The organism is Streptomyces sp. NPDC093252 (assembly GCF_040683675.1).
GTDB lineage: Bacteria > Actinomycetota > Actinomycetes > Streptomycetales > Streptomycetaceae > Streptomyces.
Genome location: NZ_JBFBEM010000013.1, coordinates 50964 through 67050 on the forward strand (window position 1 = coordinate 50964; position 16087 = coordinate 67050).

Annotated in this window: 12 protein-coding genes and 1 other RNA gene; 12 read left to right on the forward strand and 1 reads right to left on the reverse strand. The window is 72.3% G+C overall.

Going from position 1 to position 16087, the window contains the following annotated elements; all coding sequences use genetic code 11:
* Window positions 1-170 precede the first annotated feature (170 nt).
* The 5 genes from ftsE (at window position 171) to ssrA (ending at window position 4219) form a co-directional block, all read left to right on the forward strand.
* Complete coding sequence (gene ftsE, locus AB0O01_RS25915; protein WP_355738452.1) at window positions 171-860, forward strand: cell division ATP-binding protein FtsE; 690 nt, start codon at window positions 171-173, stop codon at window positions 858-860.
* Window positions 861-970: 110 nt separating this feature from the next.
* Window positions 971-1888 (forward strand): permease-like cell division protein FtsX, encoded by a 918-nt coding sequence (ftsX, locus tag AB0O01_RS25920; protein ID WP_365316950.1) that lies wholly within the window; start codon window positions 971-973, stop codon window positions 1886-1888.
* A 67-nt stretch (window positions 1889-1955) separates the two neighbouring features.
* Entirely contained in the window at window positions 1956-3149 is a 1194-nt protein-coding gene (locus AB0O01_RS25925) for a S41 family peptidase (protein WP_365316952.1), read from the forward strand.
* A gap of 87 nt (window positions 3150-3236) precedes the next feature.
* Window positions 3237-3716: an SsrA-binding protein SmpB gene (gene smpB / locus AB0O01_RS25930; RefSeq protein WP_365316954.1), complete on the forward strand. Its 480-nt coding sequence runs from the start codon at window positions 3237-3239 to the stop codon at window positions 3714-3716.
* A 134-nt stretch (window positions 3717-3850) separates the two neighbouring features.
* Window positions 3851-4219: a transfer-messenger RNA gene (gene ssrA / locus AB0O01_RS25935) on the forward strand.
* Between the two features lie 120 nt (window positions 4220-4339).
* On the opposite strand, the gene AB0O01_RS25940 is transcribed toward ssrA, so the two are convergent.
* Window positions 4340-5698 carry an MFS transporter gene (locus tag AB0O01_RS25940; protein WP_365316956.1) on the reverse strand — a complete coding sequence of 453 codons (1359 nt, stop codon included), beginning with the start codon at window positions 5696-5698 and terminating at the stop codon, window positions 4340-4342.
* A gap of 96 nt (window positions 5699-5794) precedes the next feature.
* Between AB0O01_RS25940 and AB0O01_RS25945 the strand changes: the two genes are divergently transcribed.
* The 7 genes from AB0O01_RS25945 (at window position 5795) to AB0O01_RS25975 (ending at window position 15930) form a co-directional block, all read left to right on the forward strand.
* Window positions 5795-6760, forward strand: a complete 966-nt coding sequence (locus AB0O01_RS25945) for a LysR family transcriptional regulator (protein ID WP_365316958.1) — start codon at window positions 5795-5797, stop codon at window positions 6758-6760.
* Window positions 6761-6916: 156 nt separating this feature from the next.
* A complete protein-coding gene (locus AB0O01_RS25950) occupies window positions 6917-8275 on the forward strand; it encodes a hypothetical protein (protein WP_365316960.1) in 1359 nt (452 codons plus the stop codon).
* Window positions 8275-10467 (forward strand): glycosyltransferase, encoded by a 2193-nt coding sequence (locus tag AB0O01_RS25955; RefSeq protein ID WP_365316962.1) that lies wholly within the window; start codon window positions 8275-8277, stop codon window positions 10465-10467. Before AB0O01_RS25950 ends, AB0O01_RS25955 begins: the two co-directional genes overlap by 1 nt.
* Complete coding sequence (locus AB0O01_RS25960) at window positions 10464-11960, forward strand: acyltransferase family protein (RefSeq protein WP_365316963.1); 1497 nt, start codon at window positions 10464-10466, stop codon at window positions 11958-11960. Before AB0O01_RS25955 ends, AB0O01_RS25960 begins: the two co-directional genes overlap by 4 nt.
* A 263-nt stretch (window positions 11961-12223) precedes the next feature.
* The gene (locus AB0O01_RS25965; RefSeq protein WP_365316964.1) at window positions 12224-12856 is read left to right on the forward strand and encodes a hypothetical protein; all 633 of its coding nucleotides are present in this window, start codon (window positions 12224-12226) and stop codon (window positions 12854-12856) included.
* 225 nt (window positions 12857-13081) lie between these two features.
* Window positions 13082-14518 carry a nitrate/nitrite transporter gene (locus AB0O01_RS25970; RefSeq protein ID WP_365316966.1) on the forward strand — a complete coding sequence of 479 codons (1437 nt, stop codon included), beginning with the start codon at window positions 13082-13084 and terminating at the stop codon, window positions 14516-14518.
* A gap of 233 nt (window positions 14519-14751) precedes the next feature.
* The gene (locus AB0O01_RS25975; protein ID WP_365316968.1) at window positions 14752-15930 is read left to right on the forward strand and encodes a uroporphyrinogen-III synthase; all 1179 of its coding nucleotides are present in this window, start codon (window positions 14752-14754) and stop codon (window positions 15928-15930) included.
* Window positions 15931-16087: the final 157 nt, after the last annotated feature.

Genomic DNA, 16087 nt, shown 5'->3' on the forward strand with positions numbered 1-16087 from the left:
CGGGGCCGCCGGCGGGCTGTCTCTGCCACGCGGCAGAGGCAGCCGTACAAAGCGGAAAGGCAGCCGTACAAAAAGGCACAAGCGTCACGCAACCGGGCCGGTGACTGCGGGGGCGTGCCCCGGTCGCGTATGGTCACGCACATCTACCCCCGGCGACCCGTGGTGCATCCGTGATCCGATTCGACAATGTCTCCAAGGTCTACCCCAAGCAGACCCGCCCCGCACTCAGGGATGTGTCCCTGGAAGTGGAGAAGGGCGAGTTCGTGTTCCTCGTGGGGTCCTCCGGCTCCGGAAAGTCCACCTTCCTGCGGCTGATCCTCCGCGAGGAGCGGTGCAGCCACGGCCAGGTGCACATCCTCGGCAAGGACCTCGCCCGGCTGTCCAACTGGAAGGTGCCGCAGATGCGGCGCCAGCTCGGGACGGTCTTCCAGGACTTCCGGCTGCTGCCGAACAAGACGGTCGCCGAGAACGTGGCCTTCGCCCAGGAGGTCATCGGCAAGTCGCGCGGCGAGATCCGCAAGTCCGTCCCCCAGGTCCTGGAACTGGTCGGGCTCGGCGGCAAGGAGGACCGGATGCCGGGCGAGCTGTCCGGCGGTGAGCAGCAGCGCGTCGCCATCGCGCGGGCCTTCGTGAACCGGCCCAAGCTGCTGATCGCGGACGAGCCGACCGGCAACCTCGACCCGCAGACCTCCGTCGGCATCATGAAACTGCTCGACCGGATCAACCGCACCGGTACGACCGTGGTGATGGCGACGCACGACCAGAACATCGTGGACCAGATGCGCAAGCGCGTCATCGAGCTGGAACAGGGCCGCCTCGTCCGCGACCAGGCCCGCGGCGTCTACGGCTACCAGCACTGACCGCCCCGGCCCCACCGGCCCCTCCGGCCCCGCGGGCCCCCTTTGGCTCTTCGGCCCCAGCGGCCGGCAGCAGTCCCGCAGCCGTCCACGGAAAGGCTTGACCAGACGCCATGCGCGCCCAGTTCGTCCTGTCGGAGATCGGAGTCGGTCTCCGCCGCAATCTGACGATGACCTTCGCCGTCGTCGTCTCGGTGGCCCTGTCCCTGGCCCTCTTCGGTGGGTCGCTCCTGATGAGCGACCAGATCAACACCATGAAGGGCTACTGGTACGACAAGGTCAACGTCTCGATCTTCCTCTGCAACAAGTCCGACGCCGAGTCCGACCCCAACTGCGCCAAGGGCGCGGTCACCGAGGACCAGAAGCAGCAGATCACCACCGACCTGGAGAAGATGTCGGTGGTCGACACGGTGACCTACGAGTCCCAGGACCAGGCGTACAAGCACTACAAGGAGCAGTTCGGCGACTCCCCGCTGGCCAGCTCGCTCACCCCGGACCAGATGCAGGAGTCGTACCGGATCAAGCTGGACGACCCGGAGAAGTACCAGGTGATCGCGACCGCCTTCAACGGGCGGGACGGCGTGCAGTCGGTCCAGGACCAGAAGGGCATCCTGGACAACCTGTTCGAACTGCTCAACGGCATGAACGCGGCGGCCCTGGCGATCATGGCGCTGATGCTGGTGGTGGCGCTGATGCTGATCGTGAACACGGTCCGGGTCTCGGCGTTCAGCAGGCGGCGCGAGACCGGCATCATGCGCCTGGTGGGCGCCTCCGGCTTCTACATCCAGGCGCCGTTCATCATGGAGGCGGCCGTCGCCGGGCTGATCGGCGGACTGGTGGCGTGCGGCTTCCTGGTGCTCGCCCGGTACTTCATCATCGATCACGGACTCGCTCTGTCCGAGAAGCTCAACCTGATCAACTTCATCGGCTGGGACGCGGTCCTCGCCAAGCTGCCGCTGATCCTCGCGACCAGCCTGCTGATGCCCGCCCTTGCCGCGTTCTTCGCGTTGCGCAAGTACCTGAAGGTGTGACACTCGCCCCGAGGGCCGTACGGTCAACCGGCCGTACGGCCCTTCGCGTTGTCCTAGACTCACCGCCATGTCAGGCCGCGACCTGTTCTATCAGCCCCGCCGCTTCTGCCGCGGGGCCGCCCTGACCTTCGTCTTCGCCGGAGTCCTGGTGGCCGGTGCCGCGACCGGCTCGCTCCCGGTCGCCGAGCGGCGCCCCGCCCCCGAGCCCGGAACCACCAGCGCCGCCACCCCCGCCGGGCGCCATGACGTCCCCGTCCCGGCCGGGCGCGAGGACATCGCCGAGGCCGCCGCCGAGGCCATGGCGGAGGGCACGTCCCCGGTGGAGGCCGCCGAGCGGGCCGTCAGCCGCAGCGGGGAGCGCTGGGACGCCGTCTACACCGAGGGCGAGTACGACGACTTCGAGGAGGCCCTCGACGGCGCGTACACCGGCGTCGGGGTGTCGGCGCGGCGCGAGCGGGACGGGCGGATCGAGGTGACCGAGGTCTCCACCGGCTCGCCCGCCGCCGGAGCGGGCGTCCGCGCGGGCGACCGGCTGGTGTCCGTCGACGGCCGGAGCCTGGCCGGGCTCCCGGTCACCGAGGTGGTCGCCCTGCTGCGCGGCGACGCCCAGGACGCCGAGGCCGGTACGAGCGTCCGCCTCGGGCTCGAACGGGGCACCCGCGCGTGGGAGCAGGTTCTGCGGCGCGCCCGGCTGTCCACCGACCCGGTCACCGTCAGCGCCCTGCCCGGCGGGGTCACGGTGATCAAGGTGATCGCCTTCACCAAGGGCTCCGGCGCCTCGGTCCGCGACGCCGTGCGTGGCGCCCCCGACGGCAGCGGTGTCGTCCTCGATCTGCGCGGCAACTCCGGCGGGCTGGTCACCGAGGCCGTCACCGCCGCCTCGGCCTTCCTGGACGGCGGCCTGGTCGCCACCTACGACGTCGACGGCGCCGAGCAGGCGCTGCACGCCGAGGGCGGCGGCGACACCGCCCGCCCCCTGGTCGCCCTGGTCGACGGCGGCACGATGAGCGCGGCCGAACTGGTCACCGGCGCCCTCCAGGACCGGGGCCGGGCGGTGGTCGTCGGCTCCCGCACCTTCGGCAAGGGCTCCGTGCAGATGCCGACACCCCTGCCGGACGGCTCGGTCGCCGAGCTGACCGTCGGCCACTACCGCACCCCGGCCGGCCGCACGGTCGACGGCGAGGGCATCACCCCCGACCTGGAGGCGGACGCCGGGGCACTGGACCGCGCGGAGACGGTCCTCACCGGGCTGGGACGGTAGCCAAGGGCACGGACGGAGGGTCCCGGCGCCGGACGCGCATAATCACTTCCCGGCCACCCCCCGCGTAGTGCGAAAATGGTCCGCACTATGGCTAAGGAAAAAGGGCGCAAGCTGATCGCGCAGAACAAGAAGGCGCGGCACGACTACCACATCCTCGACACCTACGAGGCCGGACTGGTCCTCACCGGTACCGAGGTCAAGTCGCTGCGCCAGGGGCGGGCCTCGCTGGCCGACGGGTTCATCCAGCTCGACGGGAACGAGGCATGGCTCTACAACGTGCATGTCCCGGAGTACAGCCAGGGCACCTGGACCAACCACAGTGCCCGCCGCAAGCGCAAGCTGCTGCTGCACCGGGTGGAGATCGACAAGCTGGAGGCCAAGTCCGGCGAGTCCGGCTTCACCATCGTGCCGCTGGCCCTGTACTTCAAGGACGGCCGGGCCAAGGTCGAGATCGCCCTGGCGCGCGGCAAGAAGGAGTACGACAAGCGCCAGACCCTGCGCGAGAAGCAGGACCGGCGCGAGACCGAGCGGGCGATGTCGGCGGTACGGCGGCGCCAGCGCGCGTGACCCGTCCCGGACAAGGGCCGTCCGGGCGTCGCCGGGAATACGCTGGCACGCCGTGGCGCTGATCCCTTACGATGGGGTGAGCGCCGCTTCGCAGGGCGTGCTGGTGAGAAGTTCGCAGATTGAAAACACCACATGGGGATGATCGGTTTCGACAGCGGTTGTCGAAGCAGGTGAAGCGTGTCGAGGAAGCGGCCATGATCTCGTAAACCACAGGCCGAAAACAATAATCGCCAATTCCAAGCGCGATTCCTTCGCCCTCGCTGCCTAAGTAGCGACTTGCGAAGTGTCAGCCCGGGGCTGTTCCCGACCCGGATCCTGGCATCAGCTAGGGGACTAAACCTTGATCCCGGTCACGGGGTGAAAAGGGAAACCACACAGTGACTGAGCCCGTCGGAGACTTGTCCGCGTGATCTCCGGGGCCGAGAAAATCGCAGCGGACTGCACACGGAGAAGCCCTGGTTCCGCACCGTTGGACGCGGGTTCGATTCCCGCCATCTCCACAATCTCCATGACGAGGGCCCGGCAGTCACCGACTGCCGGGCCCTCGGTGTGTCCGCCTCCGGCGCCCACCGGGACGCCGGTTCCGCCGTGCGTTCCGCGGCGGGCACCGCCGGGTGCGCCCCTCACCGGCGGGTCCGCAGCGCCAGCAGCAGGGCGACGGCCGCCGCGGTGACCGGCAGCCCGTAGCCCGCCGTGGGGGACAGATGCTCGGCGGTCCAGCCGCCGGCCGCGGCGCCGCAGGCGATCCCCGCGAGCAGCCCGGTCACGGCGAGGGTCATGGCCTCGTTGAGCCGGTCCGCCGGGGCCCGCCGCTGGATCAGCGTCATGCCCGTGATCATCGTCGGGGCGGTCGCCATCCCGGCGATCAGCAGCGCCACCGCGACCAGCGCCAGTGACCCGGTGAGCGCGGCGGCGAGCGGCGGCAGGGTCAGCAGGACGGCCATCGCGGCGATGCACCACGGATAGCGCCGCTCGGGCGGACCGGTGAGCCGCAGCGCCCCGAAGGCCAGCCCCGCCGCGAACGACCCGGCCGCCTGGAGCCCCAGGACCGCGCCCGCCGCCGCCGGATGCCCGGCACTGTCCGCGAAGGCCAGGGTGACCACCTCCATCGTGCCGAACACCGCCCCCATGGCCAGGCAGATCACCAGCAGCGGCACCATCCCGGGCGCCCGCAGCGGCGGGGCGGACGAGGTCGCTGGGCGCGGCGGCGGCTCGGTCGAGCGCTGCGCCGTGAAGATCAGCACCCCGCTCACCAGCAGCACCACCCCGGTCAGGGTGCCCGCCTCCGGGAAGAGCGTCCCGGACAGGAACGCCGCCAGTACCGGGCCCAGCATGAAGCTCAGTTCGTCGGCGGACTGCTCGAACGCGTTCGCCGTGTGCCGCGCCCCGGGGTCGTCCGCCAGCAGATGCGCCCAGCGGGCCCGGGACATGCCGCCGATGTTCGGGGTGGTGGCGGTGGCGGCGTAGGAGGCGAACAGGGTCCACGCGGGGGCCTCGTACCGGACGCACAGCACCAGGGCGAGGCTCCCGAGCACCGCGCACAGGGTGGCCGGTACGGCGATCCGCGCCTGCCCGTGCCGGTCGACCAGCCGGGCCGTCCAGGGGGCGACGAACGCGGTGGCGGCGAGCCCGGTCGCGGTGACGGCCCCGGCGAGGGCGTACGAGTCGCGGGCCCCGGCGATCATCACCACCGCGCTCACACTGAACATGCCCATCGGCAGCCGGGCCAGCAGATTGCCGGCGGTGAAGGCACGGGTGCCGGGCAGGGCGAAGAGGCGCCGGTAGGGGCCGGGCGGCGCGGTCCGGCGCGGGGGCCGGTCGGGACACCGGGGGCCGTGGGACCGGTCCCTCGGCCGCAGGTCGGCGGCGACGGACCGGTCCCTCGGCCGCAGGTCGGCGGCGACCAGGGTGTCGGCGGTGACGGCGGGGGCCACACCCGCTCGGGCGGGCGGCCTGCGGCGGGCGTACGGGGGCTGGGGCATGGGGTCCACGGTCGCCCGCGCATGATCGTCCGGTCCAACACCTTCCGACCGCCCATTCACGCACCCGGGTTGTGAATCGTGCGGTACGGTCCCGGGATGCCCGCCGACCTCGATCCCCGACTGCTCCGCTCCTTCGTCGCCGTGGCGGAGGAACTGCACTTCACCCGTGCCGCCGCCCGCCGCCATGTCTCCCAGCAGGCGCTCAGCAGGGACGTCCGGCGGCTGGAGCGGGAGCTGAGGGTGGAACTGTTCCTGCGCACCACCCGCCAGGTGACGCTCACCGCGGACGGGGAGCGGCTGCTGCCGTACGCGCGGCGGGTGCTGCGGGCGCAGGACGAACTGCTCGCGGCGCTCGGCCCGGCCCGGCCGCTGCTGGTCGATGTCAACTCCCCGGGGCTCGGCACGGCCCGGCGGGTCCTGCTGCGGGCCCGCGAACTCGCCCCCGAGCTGGAGCTGATGGCCCGCTACGAGAGCGGACTGACCGGGGCGGCCGGGGAGTTGCTGGCCGGGCGGCTGGACGTCTCCTTCGGCCGGTTCGCCGGACTGGACCCGGCGCTGCGGGCCGGCCTCGCTCAGCAGCCCGTTCGTTTCGAGCCAATGGCGGTGCTGCTGCCGCTGGCCCATCCGCTGGCCGAAATCGAGAGGGTGCCGCTCGCCGCGCTCGCCGGGGAGTCGGTGTACGCCGGGGACGGCAATCCCCGGACGCCGGAGTGGACCGACCTGGCCCGTCACCTGTTCGAGGGACGGGGCATCGAGGTCGCGTCACCCCATCCGCTGGCGATCGGGGAGGAGGAGTTCCAGCGGGTGATGGCGAAAACCGGCAGCCCGATCCTCGTCGTCCAGGAGTTTCCGGCCATGCCGGGGACCGTGCACCGGCCCCTGGTCGATCCGGTGCCGCTGTCGCCGGTCTCCCTGGTCTGGCGAAAAGGGCTGGTGCACCCCGGTCTCACCGCGCTCCGCCGGGCGGCGGCCCAGCTCGGGGCGGCCGAGGGGTGGCTGCGACGCCCTCCAGGGGGATGGATTCCAGCCACCGACATTCATGTGATGAACGTCCACGATTGACACACGGCGAACACGATTCCCGCGCGTGCGCTACATTCATGGCGCGAGCACGGTGTGGTAATGGGGGCGCTGGAACCGGGAGGGGAACCGGTTCGGTCGACGAGTGCTCGGTGTCGTCCGCGCTTCCGGAACTGTCCCGTGGGGGGAAGTGCGCACGTGAACAAGTGGCGAGAAGACGCCCAACCGGAATGGCCCGCGCCCGCAACCAAGCAGGGTGACATTTCGGCCACCGGAGCAACGACCAGGGAGTCCGGGGGCCACTACCAGGACCGGGACGGCGACGAGAGCGGCGATGCGGAGGCGGACTCAGGCCCCTCTCCCGCCCCGTCCGACGCCGACGGACCCGGACAGCCCGCGGAACCGTTCCGGGCGTTCGAACCGCGGCGCCCGAAGGGGGGAGCGGGGCCGGGGGGCGGCGGCCGGACGTTCGGGGCCCTGCCCGCCGACGGAGGCACCGCCGCCGCAGCCGATGCCGGGGAGACCGAGGTGCTGCCGACGACGGACGCCGGACCCGGGTCCGCTTCCCGTCACGGCGGAGCGCCCCCCGTCGGATCCTGGGGCGTCCCCCTCACCGGAGCGACCGAGGTGCTGCCGCCCGCCGCGGCGCGGCGCCCCGTTCCCGGTGACGGCACCGCCGTCCTCCCCCCGGTCGGGGTGCCCCTGCGCGACCCCTGGGGACAGATGGACGACAAAGAGGTCACCGGGGCGCGCGGTGCCGCGCACGCCCACGATCCGCACGAGGTGACCGTCCAGATGGACGCGGTGCAGGTCGGGGAGGGCGGCGTGGTGCGCGCGGCCCCCGGGGACGGACCCGAGGGCGGCGACGGACCGGTGTTCGTCGACGCGACCGGGCGGCGCAGCAGGCGCTACCGGCGGATCGGCATGGCGGTGGCGGTGGCCTGCGCGGTCTACGCGGTCGTCATCGTCGCCACCCTGATGTCCGGGAACTCCCACGCGCCCTGGCTGCCGGTGCCAGGACAGCAGGACGGGCAGCCGGCCGGGCAGGTGGACACCACCCCCGAGCCGCGCACCTCCGCCGAGTCCGCCGACCCGAGCGCGACCGCCCCCGGCCCGTCGCCGTCGGCGACCGAGGACACCACCCCCTCGCCCGGCGCGGGCCCCACCGCGACCGAGGAGGCCACCGCCTCCGCCGACCCCCGTACTTCGGAGGAACCCGAGCCCCCCGCCGGGACCGGCGGTACGGCCACCAAGCCCGGCACCGGCCCGACCGACTCCGGCACGGAGCCGTCGTCCCCGGCCACCACCTCGTCCGACCCGGGCACCCCCACCGGCCCGCCGTCCACCCCGCAGAACCCCGACCCCTCCACGACCCCTCCCGGCGAGGCGGGCGGCGGCACGGGCGACGGGGCGGCGGCGGTACAGGGCGGCGCGGCCTCCCCCCTGTCCTCCTCCACCACCCCCCGCACTTCCCTCACGCCCCTCACGCACCTCACGCCCCTCACCTCCCCCCTTCTCCCCGCTCCCTCCCCGTCGTCCCCGGAGTACCTGCTCTGATGGCAACCCGCTCCCGCCGCAGGGGTTCCGCCCCCTCCGGCCCACGGCGGCGCCGCGTGCCCATGCGGCTGCTGCTCCCCTCGCTCGTCCTGGTCGCCCTGATGGCGATGCTGATGCTGCGCGGCTATGTGCACAGCGAGATCCTGGCCGATCACCGGGTCCAGGACCCGGTCTCCAAGAGCGAGGTCCCGCAGGACGTCCTCAAGGGCGGACCGGTGATCGACACCCGGGACGGCAAGCGCAGCAGCCTGCGGCTCCCCGACCACGAACTCGTCCTCACCTTCGACGACGGTCCCGACCCGGTCTGGACCCCGAGAGTGCTGGACGTCCTGAAGAAGCACGACGCGCACGCCGTCTTCTTCATCACCGGGACCATGGCCTCGCGCCATCCGGAACTGGTGCAGCGGATCGTGGACGAGGGCCACGAGATCGGGCTGCACACCTTCAACCACCCCGATCTCTCCCTCCAGTCCGAGAGCCGCATCGACTGGGAGCTGTCCCAGAACCAACTGGCGCTGGCGGGCGCGGCGGGCATCCGCACGTCCCTCTTCCGGCCGCCGTACTCCTCGTTCGCGTGGGCCATGGACAACGAGTCGTGGCCGGTGACCGAGTACATCGGCAGCCGGGGTTACATCACCGTCGTCAACGACGCGGACAGCGAGGACTGGAAGCGGCCGGGGGTCGAGGAGATCATCCGGCGGTCGATGCCGAAGGAGAAGGACCAGGGCGCGATCGTCCTCATGCACGACTCCGGGGGCGATCGTTCGCAGACCGTGGCCGCGCTCGACCGGTACATCCCGCGCCTCCAGGACGAGGGCTACCGGTTCAGCACCCTGACCGGGGCCCTGGACGCGCCCAGCGCCCACACCCGGGTCACCGGCCTCGACGCGGCGAAGGGCGACGCCTGGGTGTTCCTGGTGCAGGCGTCCGGGCGGATCACCGATGTGCTGGTGGTCGGGCTCGCGGTGATCGGTGTCCTGGTGTTCGGTCGCTTCGGGATGATGCTGATCCTGTCCGTGGCGCACGCGCGCAAGGTCCGGCGCCGCGGCTTCCGCTGGGGGCCGCCGATCACCGAACCGGTGACGGTGCTGGTACCGGCGTACAACGAGGCGAAGTGCATCGAACAGACTGTTCGTTCGCTGGTCGCAAGTGATCATCCGATCGAAGTGATCGTCGTGGACGATGGTTCGACCGATGGAACAGCACGGATCGTCGAGGATCTGCGGCTGCCGGGGGTGCGGGTGGTGCGCCAGCTCAACGGCGGCAAGCCCGCCGCCCTGAACCGGGGCATCGCCAACGCGAGCCACGATCTGATCGTGATGATGGACGGCGACACGGTCTTCGAACCGTCCACCGTCCGCGAACTCGTCCAGCCCTTCGGCGACCCGCGCGTGGGCGCGGTCGCGGGCAACGCCAAGGTCGGCAACCGCGACTCGCTGATCGGCGCCTGGCAGCACATCGAGTACGTGATGGGCTTCAACCTGGACCGCCGGATGTACGACATCCTGCGCTGCATGCCGACCATCCCCGGCGCGGTCGGCGCGTTCCGCCGCTCGGCACTGGAGCGGGTCGGCGGGATGAGCGACGACACGCTCGCCGAGGACACCGACATCACCATGGCCCTGCACCGCGACGGCTGGCGGGTCGTCTACGCGGAGAACGCCCGCGCCTGGACCGAGGCCCCCGAGTCCGTCCAGCAGTTGTGGTCGCAGCGCTACCGCTGGTCGTACGGCACCATGCAGGCGATCTGGAAGCACCGCCGGGCGCTGGTCGACCGCGGCCCCTCCGGCCGCTTCGGCCGGGTCGGCCTCCCTTTGGTCTCCCTCTTCATGGTCCTCGCCCCGCTCCTCGCCCCCCTGATCGACGTCTTCCTCATCTACGGCCTGGTCTTCGGCCCGACGGAGAAGACGATCGGCGCCTGGGCGGGCGTCCTGCTCATCCAGGCGGTCTGCGCCGCGTACGCCTTCCGGCTCGACCGGGAGCGCATGACCCACCTGATCTCACTGCCCCTCCAGCAGATCCTCTACCGCCAGCTCATGTACGTCGTCCTGCTCCAGTCCTGGATCACGGCGCTGACCGGGGGGCGGCTGCGGTGGCAGAAGCTGCGGCGGACGGGGGCGCTCGGGGCACCCGGCGGAGCGGTTCCCGGACAGCGCCCGGCGGGCAGCGGCGACCGGAGGCCGGTGGCATGAGCGACCCCTATCCCGCGGGGTCCCCGTACCCCGCAGGGTCCCCTTACTCCGCCGGGTCCCCCTATCCCCCCGGGTCCCCCTACTCCGCGGGCCCGGCCGCCCCGGGGACGACGGCCCCGTCGTACGGCGTTCCGGAGCAGCGGGCCACCGGGCCTGTGCCGGACACGGGGCCTGCGCCGGACGCCGGGCCCGTGCCGGACAAGGGGCCTGCGCTGGACACGGGGTCTGTGCCGGACACGGGGACCGGATCGGCGCCCGCGGCCGGAGCGGCGCGGCCGGGCGGCCGGGACCGCTACCTGGACCTGCTGCGCTCGATCGCCCTGGTCCGGGTGGTCGTGTACCACCTCTTCGGCTGGGCCTGGCTGACGGTGCTGTTTCCGTCGATGGGCGTGATGTTCGCGCTGGCGGGCTCGCTGATGGCGCGGTCGCTGAAGCGTCCGGCCCGGGGTGTGATCCAGGGCCGGATCCGCCGGCTGCTGCCACCGCTGTGGGCGTTCGCGGCGGTGGTGCTGGTGCTGATGTTCGCCGGGGGCTGGGACCCGGGGCGGGACGGGGACGGGACGGTCTGGGGCTGGCTGAAGGTCCTGAACTACGTCTTCCCGTTCGGCGCGCCGCCCTTCCCCTGGCAGATCGGCTCCAAGTCCGGGCTGCTGGAGGACACCTGGGCCGTGCAGGCGGCGGGACCCCTGTGGTACCTGCGGGCCTACCTCTGGTTCGTGATCGCCTCGCCGCTGCTGCTGTGGGCGTTCCGCCGGGCGCCCTGGGCGACGCTGCTCGCCCCGCTCGGCCTCACGGCGGTCGTCGGCACGGGCCTGGTGACCATCCCCGGCGAGACCGGCAACGCGGTGACCGACTTCGCGGTCTACGGCGGCTGCTGGGTGCTCGGCTTCGCCCATCACGAGGGCCTGCTCCAGCGCGTCCCGCGCTACGCGGCCGTCTCCGGCGCCGTGCTGGTGATGGCGTTCGGACTGTGGTGGGCGTCGGGGCACCTCGGCCCGGACGGCTGGGACCTGAACGACATTCCCCTGGCCCAGGCCACCTGGTCCTTCGGTTTCGTGGTGATCCTGCTGCTCTACTCGCCCTCCTGGCAGGAGTTGCCCGGACGGCTGGCCCGATGGGACAAGTTGGTCACCCTCTCCAACAACCGCGCGGTCACGATCTATCTGTGGCACAACATGCTGATCATGGCCACGGTCCCGCTCATCGACCTCGCCTACGACGTGCCGTTCATGCAGAACGAGGGGGCGGTCGCCGCGCTCGACTCCACCTACACGCTCTGGATGTTCGTGCTGGTCTGGCCCCTGATCGGGCTGGCGATCCTGGCCGTCGGCTGGGTCGAGGACATCGCCGCCAAGCGCCGTCCCCGGCTGTGGCCGAACGGGGCGTCGAGCGGGGTGTCGAGCGGGGCGCCGGGGGGCGGGTCGGGAGGCGCGTCGAGTGGGGCGCCGGGCGGGAAGCGGGGGAGGGGCGGGAGCCGGAAGCGGCCGAGGTGACCGGCGGTCACCTGATCACGCCGGTCGCTTGATCAGCCGGTCATGTCGGGTCACCCGGTCACGCCGCTCACCTGATCACCTCGCTCACCCCTCACCCCCCTCACCCCGCTCACCCCGCTCACGCCACTCACCACTCACCGCTCACCCCACTCACCTGATCGCACCGATCATTCGCTCACCTTGTTCATTCGATCACCCCGATCACCCCGCTGATACCGTTGAAAGTTGACGTAAATCCAGCCGAGGTCGGGGGAGGCCCGCGGATGCGCAAGCGCCTGGTCAAGCGGATGTTCCGGGAGATGGCCGAAGGGCGCCCGGTCCGGCTCACCGTACGGTTCGCCGGGCTGAGGACGATGGCCCGGCTGGCCTGTCTCGCCGAGCAGTTCGGGTACCGGTACGCGGACGCCTCGCAGGGGCGGGAGGAGATGTATCTGATGCTCCGGCCCGACCCCGGCGCGGAGGGGCGGGCGCGGGCCGCCGGGAATCGGGCCCGGTATCCGGACGCGGCCACCGGCGGTCCCCGGCCTCCGCTGGCGCCCGAGGACGTGGCGCTGTTCAGGCTGCGGATCGAGTGGGACCTCCGGACGGAGCTGAGCGGCCGGGTCCGGCTTCTGCTCGTGGCTCTCTTCTTCATCCCGGTCACCGCCGCGTTCATGTACCGCTTCCGCGGGAACCCGACGGCGGTGGTCGTCGCCGGGGTGTTCTGCGGGGTGATCCTCTCGGCCGCGGTGGTGTTCGAGCGGTTCGTCAACCCCCGGTCGCGGGCCCGCCATGTGACGCGGATGCTGGCCGCCGGGCTCACCCCGGTCACCGATGAGCGGGGGCGGCTGCGGTACGTACCGTCGGACGGGCCGCAGTTCCCGGCGCCGGGCAATCCGTTCGCCGTCGGGCACTGAACGACGACCGCCGCCCCCATCTCTCACCCACCCCCACCCCCGCGTGAGAGCAACGTTCCTCCCCGGTCACCCGGCGCCACAGGGCCGAAACGACCCCTCCCTACCTTCAGATCAGCCGCTCGCAGAACCCCGGGCACCACCCGGACACCACCGGGCAGAACCCCAGGCATCCATACGAGCACCCCCCTGAGCGGACCCCGAGCCCCGGAGCCCCGTGGAGGCGTCATGACAGCCCCGAGTACGGCAGAGACCGAGCCGCCGACCCCCACCCCCACCCCCACCGCCTCCGCCCCCGTCCCCGGGCGCGGCGGACGCTGGATCCAGCGGTGGGACCCCGAGGACGAGACCCTCTGGCGGGAGGGCGGGGAGCGGGTCGCCCGGCGGAATCTGCTCTTCTCGATCCTCTCCGAGCACATCGGGTTCTCCATCTGGACCGTCTGGTCGGTGCTGGTGCTGTTCATGGGCCCCGAGTACGGGCTCACCCCCGCCGACAAGTTCTTCCTCGTCTCCATGGCCACCCTCGTCGGCGCCGTCGTCCGGGTGCCGTACACCTTCGCCGTCGCGCTCTTCGGCGGCCGGAACTGGACCGTCGTCTCGGCCGGGGCGCTGCTCGTGCCGACCGTCGTCGCCTTCACGGTGATGGAGCCGGGGACCTCGTACACCACCTTCCTGCTCTGCGCGATGCTCGCCGGGGTCGGGGGCGGGAACTTCGCCTCCTCCATGACCAACATCAACGCCTTCTTCCCGCTCCGGAAGAAGGGGTGGGCGCTCGGACTGAACGCCGGGGGCGGGAACATCGGCGTGCCGGTGATGCAGGTGGCCGGGCTCGCCGTGATCGGGGCGGGGGGCGGGCCGCGCGTGCTGCTCGGGATCTACATCCCCCTCATCGTGCTGGCCGCCGTCCTCGCCGCGCTCCGCATGGACAATCTCGCCAGTCTGCGCAATGACACCGGCGCCGCCCGGGACGCCGTCCGCGAACCGCACACCTGGATCATGTCCGTCCTCTACATCGGGACGTTCGGGTCGTTCATCGGGTACAGCTTCGCGTTCGGGCTGGTGCTCCAGACGCAGTTCGGCCGTACGCCGCTCCAGGCCGCCTACGTCACCTTCGTCGGGCCGCTGCTCGGGTCCCTCATCCGCCCCCTGGGCGGGGCCCTCGCCGACCGGTACGGCGGTGCCCGGATCACCCTGTGGAACTACGTCGGGATGGCCGCCGCCACCGGGTTCGTGATCCTCGCGAGCGTCCGGGAGTCGCTGCCGCTGTTCACCGCCGCCTTCATCCTGCTGTTCGTGCTCAGCGGCCTCGGCAACGGGTCCACGTACAAGATGATCCCGGGCATCTTCCAGCGCAAGGCGCTGGGCAGGGGGCTGACCGGGGAGGCCGCGGCGGCCTACGGACGGCGGTTGTCGGGGGCGTCCATGGGGCTCATCGGAGCGGTCGGCGCGCTCGGCGGACTCGGGATCAACCTCGCCTTCCGGCAGTCCTTCCAGAGCACCGGCACCGGCACCGGGGCGTTCGTCGCCTTCCTCGCCGTCTACGCGCTCTGCTCCGTCCTGACCTGGGCCGTATACCTTCGCCGCCCGGCCGTACGGGCCGCCGAACGGGCCGCGGACCGGACCGCCGCCGAGCCGAGGACCGCGCTCGGCCACGCCGAGGTCTGACAGTGATGATTGCTGTGGCTCCGCTCGGCGGCCTGACTCCCGCCCGGTCACCCGTAACACCGGTGACATCGACCCGATCCGAGCCTGTCACGCGCCGTTGACAGGCTCGATCGGTAGGTGAGCGACCGGCCGGCGGGCACCACCGCATCCGGCCCGGGAGACGGGAGCAGGCCCCCACCCCGCGCCCCCGCTCCCCTCTGCGCCCCCGAGACGAACGAGAGCCGACGAGAGCCATGGACGACGACGCCCAGCGACCATCCGCAGCCCCCGGCCCCCTCTCGGGGTTCACCGTCGGCGTCACCGCCGCCCGGCGCGCCGACGAACTCGGGGCGCTGCTGCGCCGGCGCGGGGCCGCCGTCCTGCACGCCCCCGCCCTGCGGATCGTGCCGCTCGCCGACGACGGTGAACTCCTCGTCGCCACCGGGGAACTGATCCGGCGCGCACCGGACGTCGTCGTCGCCACCACCGCCATCGGCTTCCGCGGCTGGGTCGAGGCCGCCGACGGCTGGGGGCTCGGCGACGCCCTGCTCGACCGGCTGCGCGGGGTGGAACTGCTCGCCCGCGGCCCCAAGGTCAAGGGCGCGATCCGGGCCGCCGGGCTCACCGAGAAGTGGTCGCCGTCCAGCGAGTCCATGGCCGAGGTGCTGGACCGGCTGCTGGAGGAGGGCGTCGAGGGGCGGCTCGTCGCCGTCCAGTTGCACGGGGAGCCGCTGCCCGGGTTCGTCGAGGCGCTGCGCGCGAGCGGCGCCGAGGTCATCGGTGTCCCCGTCTACCGGTGGATGCCGCCGGAGGACATCGGCCCCGTCGACCGCTTGCTGGACACCGCCCTCGCCCGTGGCGTCGACGCCCTCACCTTCACCAGCGCCCCCGCCGCCGCCTCCCTGCTCTCCCGCGCCGGGGAGCGCGGGCTGCTGCCCGGCCTGCTCGCCGCCTTCCACCACGATGTCCTGCCGGTGTGCGTCGGACCGGTCACGGCGCTGCCGCTCCAGGCCCAGGGCGTCGACACCCTCCAGCCCGAGCGGTTCCGGCTCGGCCCCCTCGTCCAGCTCCTCTGCCAGGAACTGCCCGGCCGCGCCCGTACCCTGCCGCTGGCCGGGCACCGGGTCGAGATCCGGGGCCACGCCGTCCTGGTCGACGGCGTCCTCAAACCCGTGCCGCCCGCCGGGATGTCCCTGCTGCGGGCGTTGTCCCGGCGGCCCGGGTGGGTCGTCGCCCGCGCCGAACTGCTGCGCGCGCTGCCCGGTTCCGGCCGCGACGAGCACGCCGTCGAGACCGCCATGGCCCGGCTCCGCACCGCCCTCGGCGCCCCCAGACTGATCCAGACCGTCGTCAAGCGCGGCTACCGACTGGCCCTGGACCCGGCCGCGGACAGCAAGTACGCCGACGTGCCGTCGTCATCCGGCGGGTCCTAGGGGCGCAGAGGGCAGAGCTGTCCCGAGGCGGCCTGGGCCCCCGGGGCACCTCCCACCCCTCCCCAGCCCCCAGGCCCCCCGCCAACCCCCACCCCGTCCCAGGACTTCCGGTAGCCGAAGCGGGCAGGCACTGTAAGAGGAACGGTTCCCCCTCTCC

Excerpts from the sequence above, each read along its gene's own strand:
- AB0O01_RS25945 (WP_365316958.1), top strand. The coding sequence starts at position 5,795 with ATGCCCGCCGACCTCGATCCCCGACTGCTCCGCTCCTTCGTCGCCGTG.
- smpB (WP_365316954.1), top strand. The coding sequence starts at position 3,237 with ATGGCTAAGGAAAAAGGGCGCAAGCTGATCGCGCAGAACAAGAAGGCG.
- AB0O01_RS25955 (WP_365316962.1), top strand. The coding sequence starts at position 8,275 with ATGGCAACCCGCTCCCGCCGCAGGGGTTCCGCCCCCTCCGGCCCACGG.
- AB0O01_RS25975 (WP_365316968.1), top strand. The coding sequence starts at position 14,752 with ATGGACGACGACGCCCAGCGACCATCCGCAGCCCCCGGCCCCCTCTCG.
- AB0O01_RS25940 (WP_365316956.1), bottom strand. The coding sequence starts at position 5,698 with ATGCCCCAGCCCCCGTACGCCCGCCGCAGGCCGCCCGCCCGAGCGGGT.
- AB0O01_RS25970 (WP_365316966.1), top strand. The coding sequence starts at position 13,082 with ATGACAGCCCCGAGTACGGCAGAGACCGAGCCGCCGACCCCCACCCCC.
- ftsX (WP_365316950.1), top strand. The coding sequence starts at position 971 with ATGCGCGCCCAGTTCGTCCTGTCGGAGATCGGAGTCGGTCTCCGCCGC.
- AB0O01_RS25925 (WP_365316952.1), top strand. The coding sequence starts at position 1,956 with ATGTCAGGCCGCGACCTGTTCTATCAGCCCCGCCGCTTCTGCCGCGGG.
- AB0O01_RS25960 (WP_365316963.1), top strand. The coding sequence starts at position 10,464 with ATGAGCGACCCCTATCCCGCGGGGTCCCCGTACCCCGCAGGGTCCCCT.
- AB0O01_RS25965 (WP_365316964.1), top strand. The coding sequence starts at position 12,224 with ATGCGCAAGCGCCTGGTCAAGCGGATGTTCCGGGAGATGGCCGAAGGG.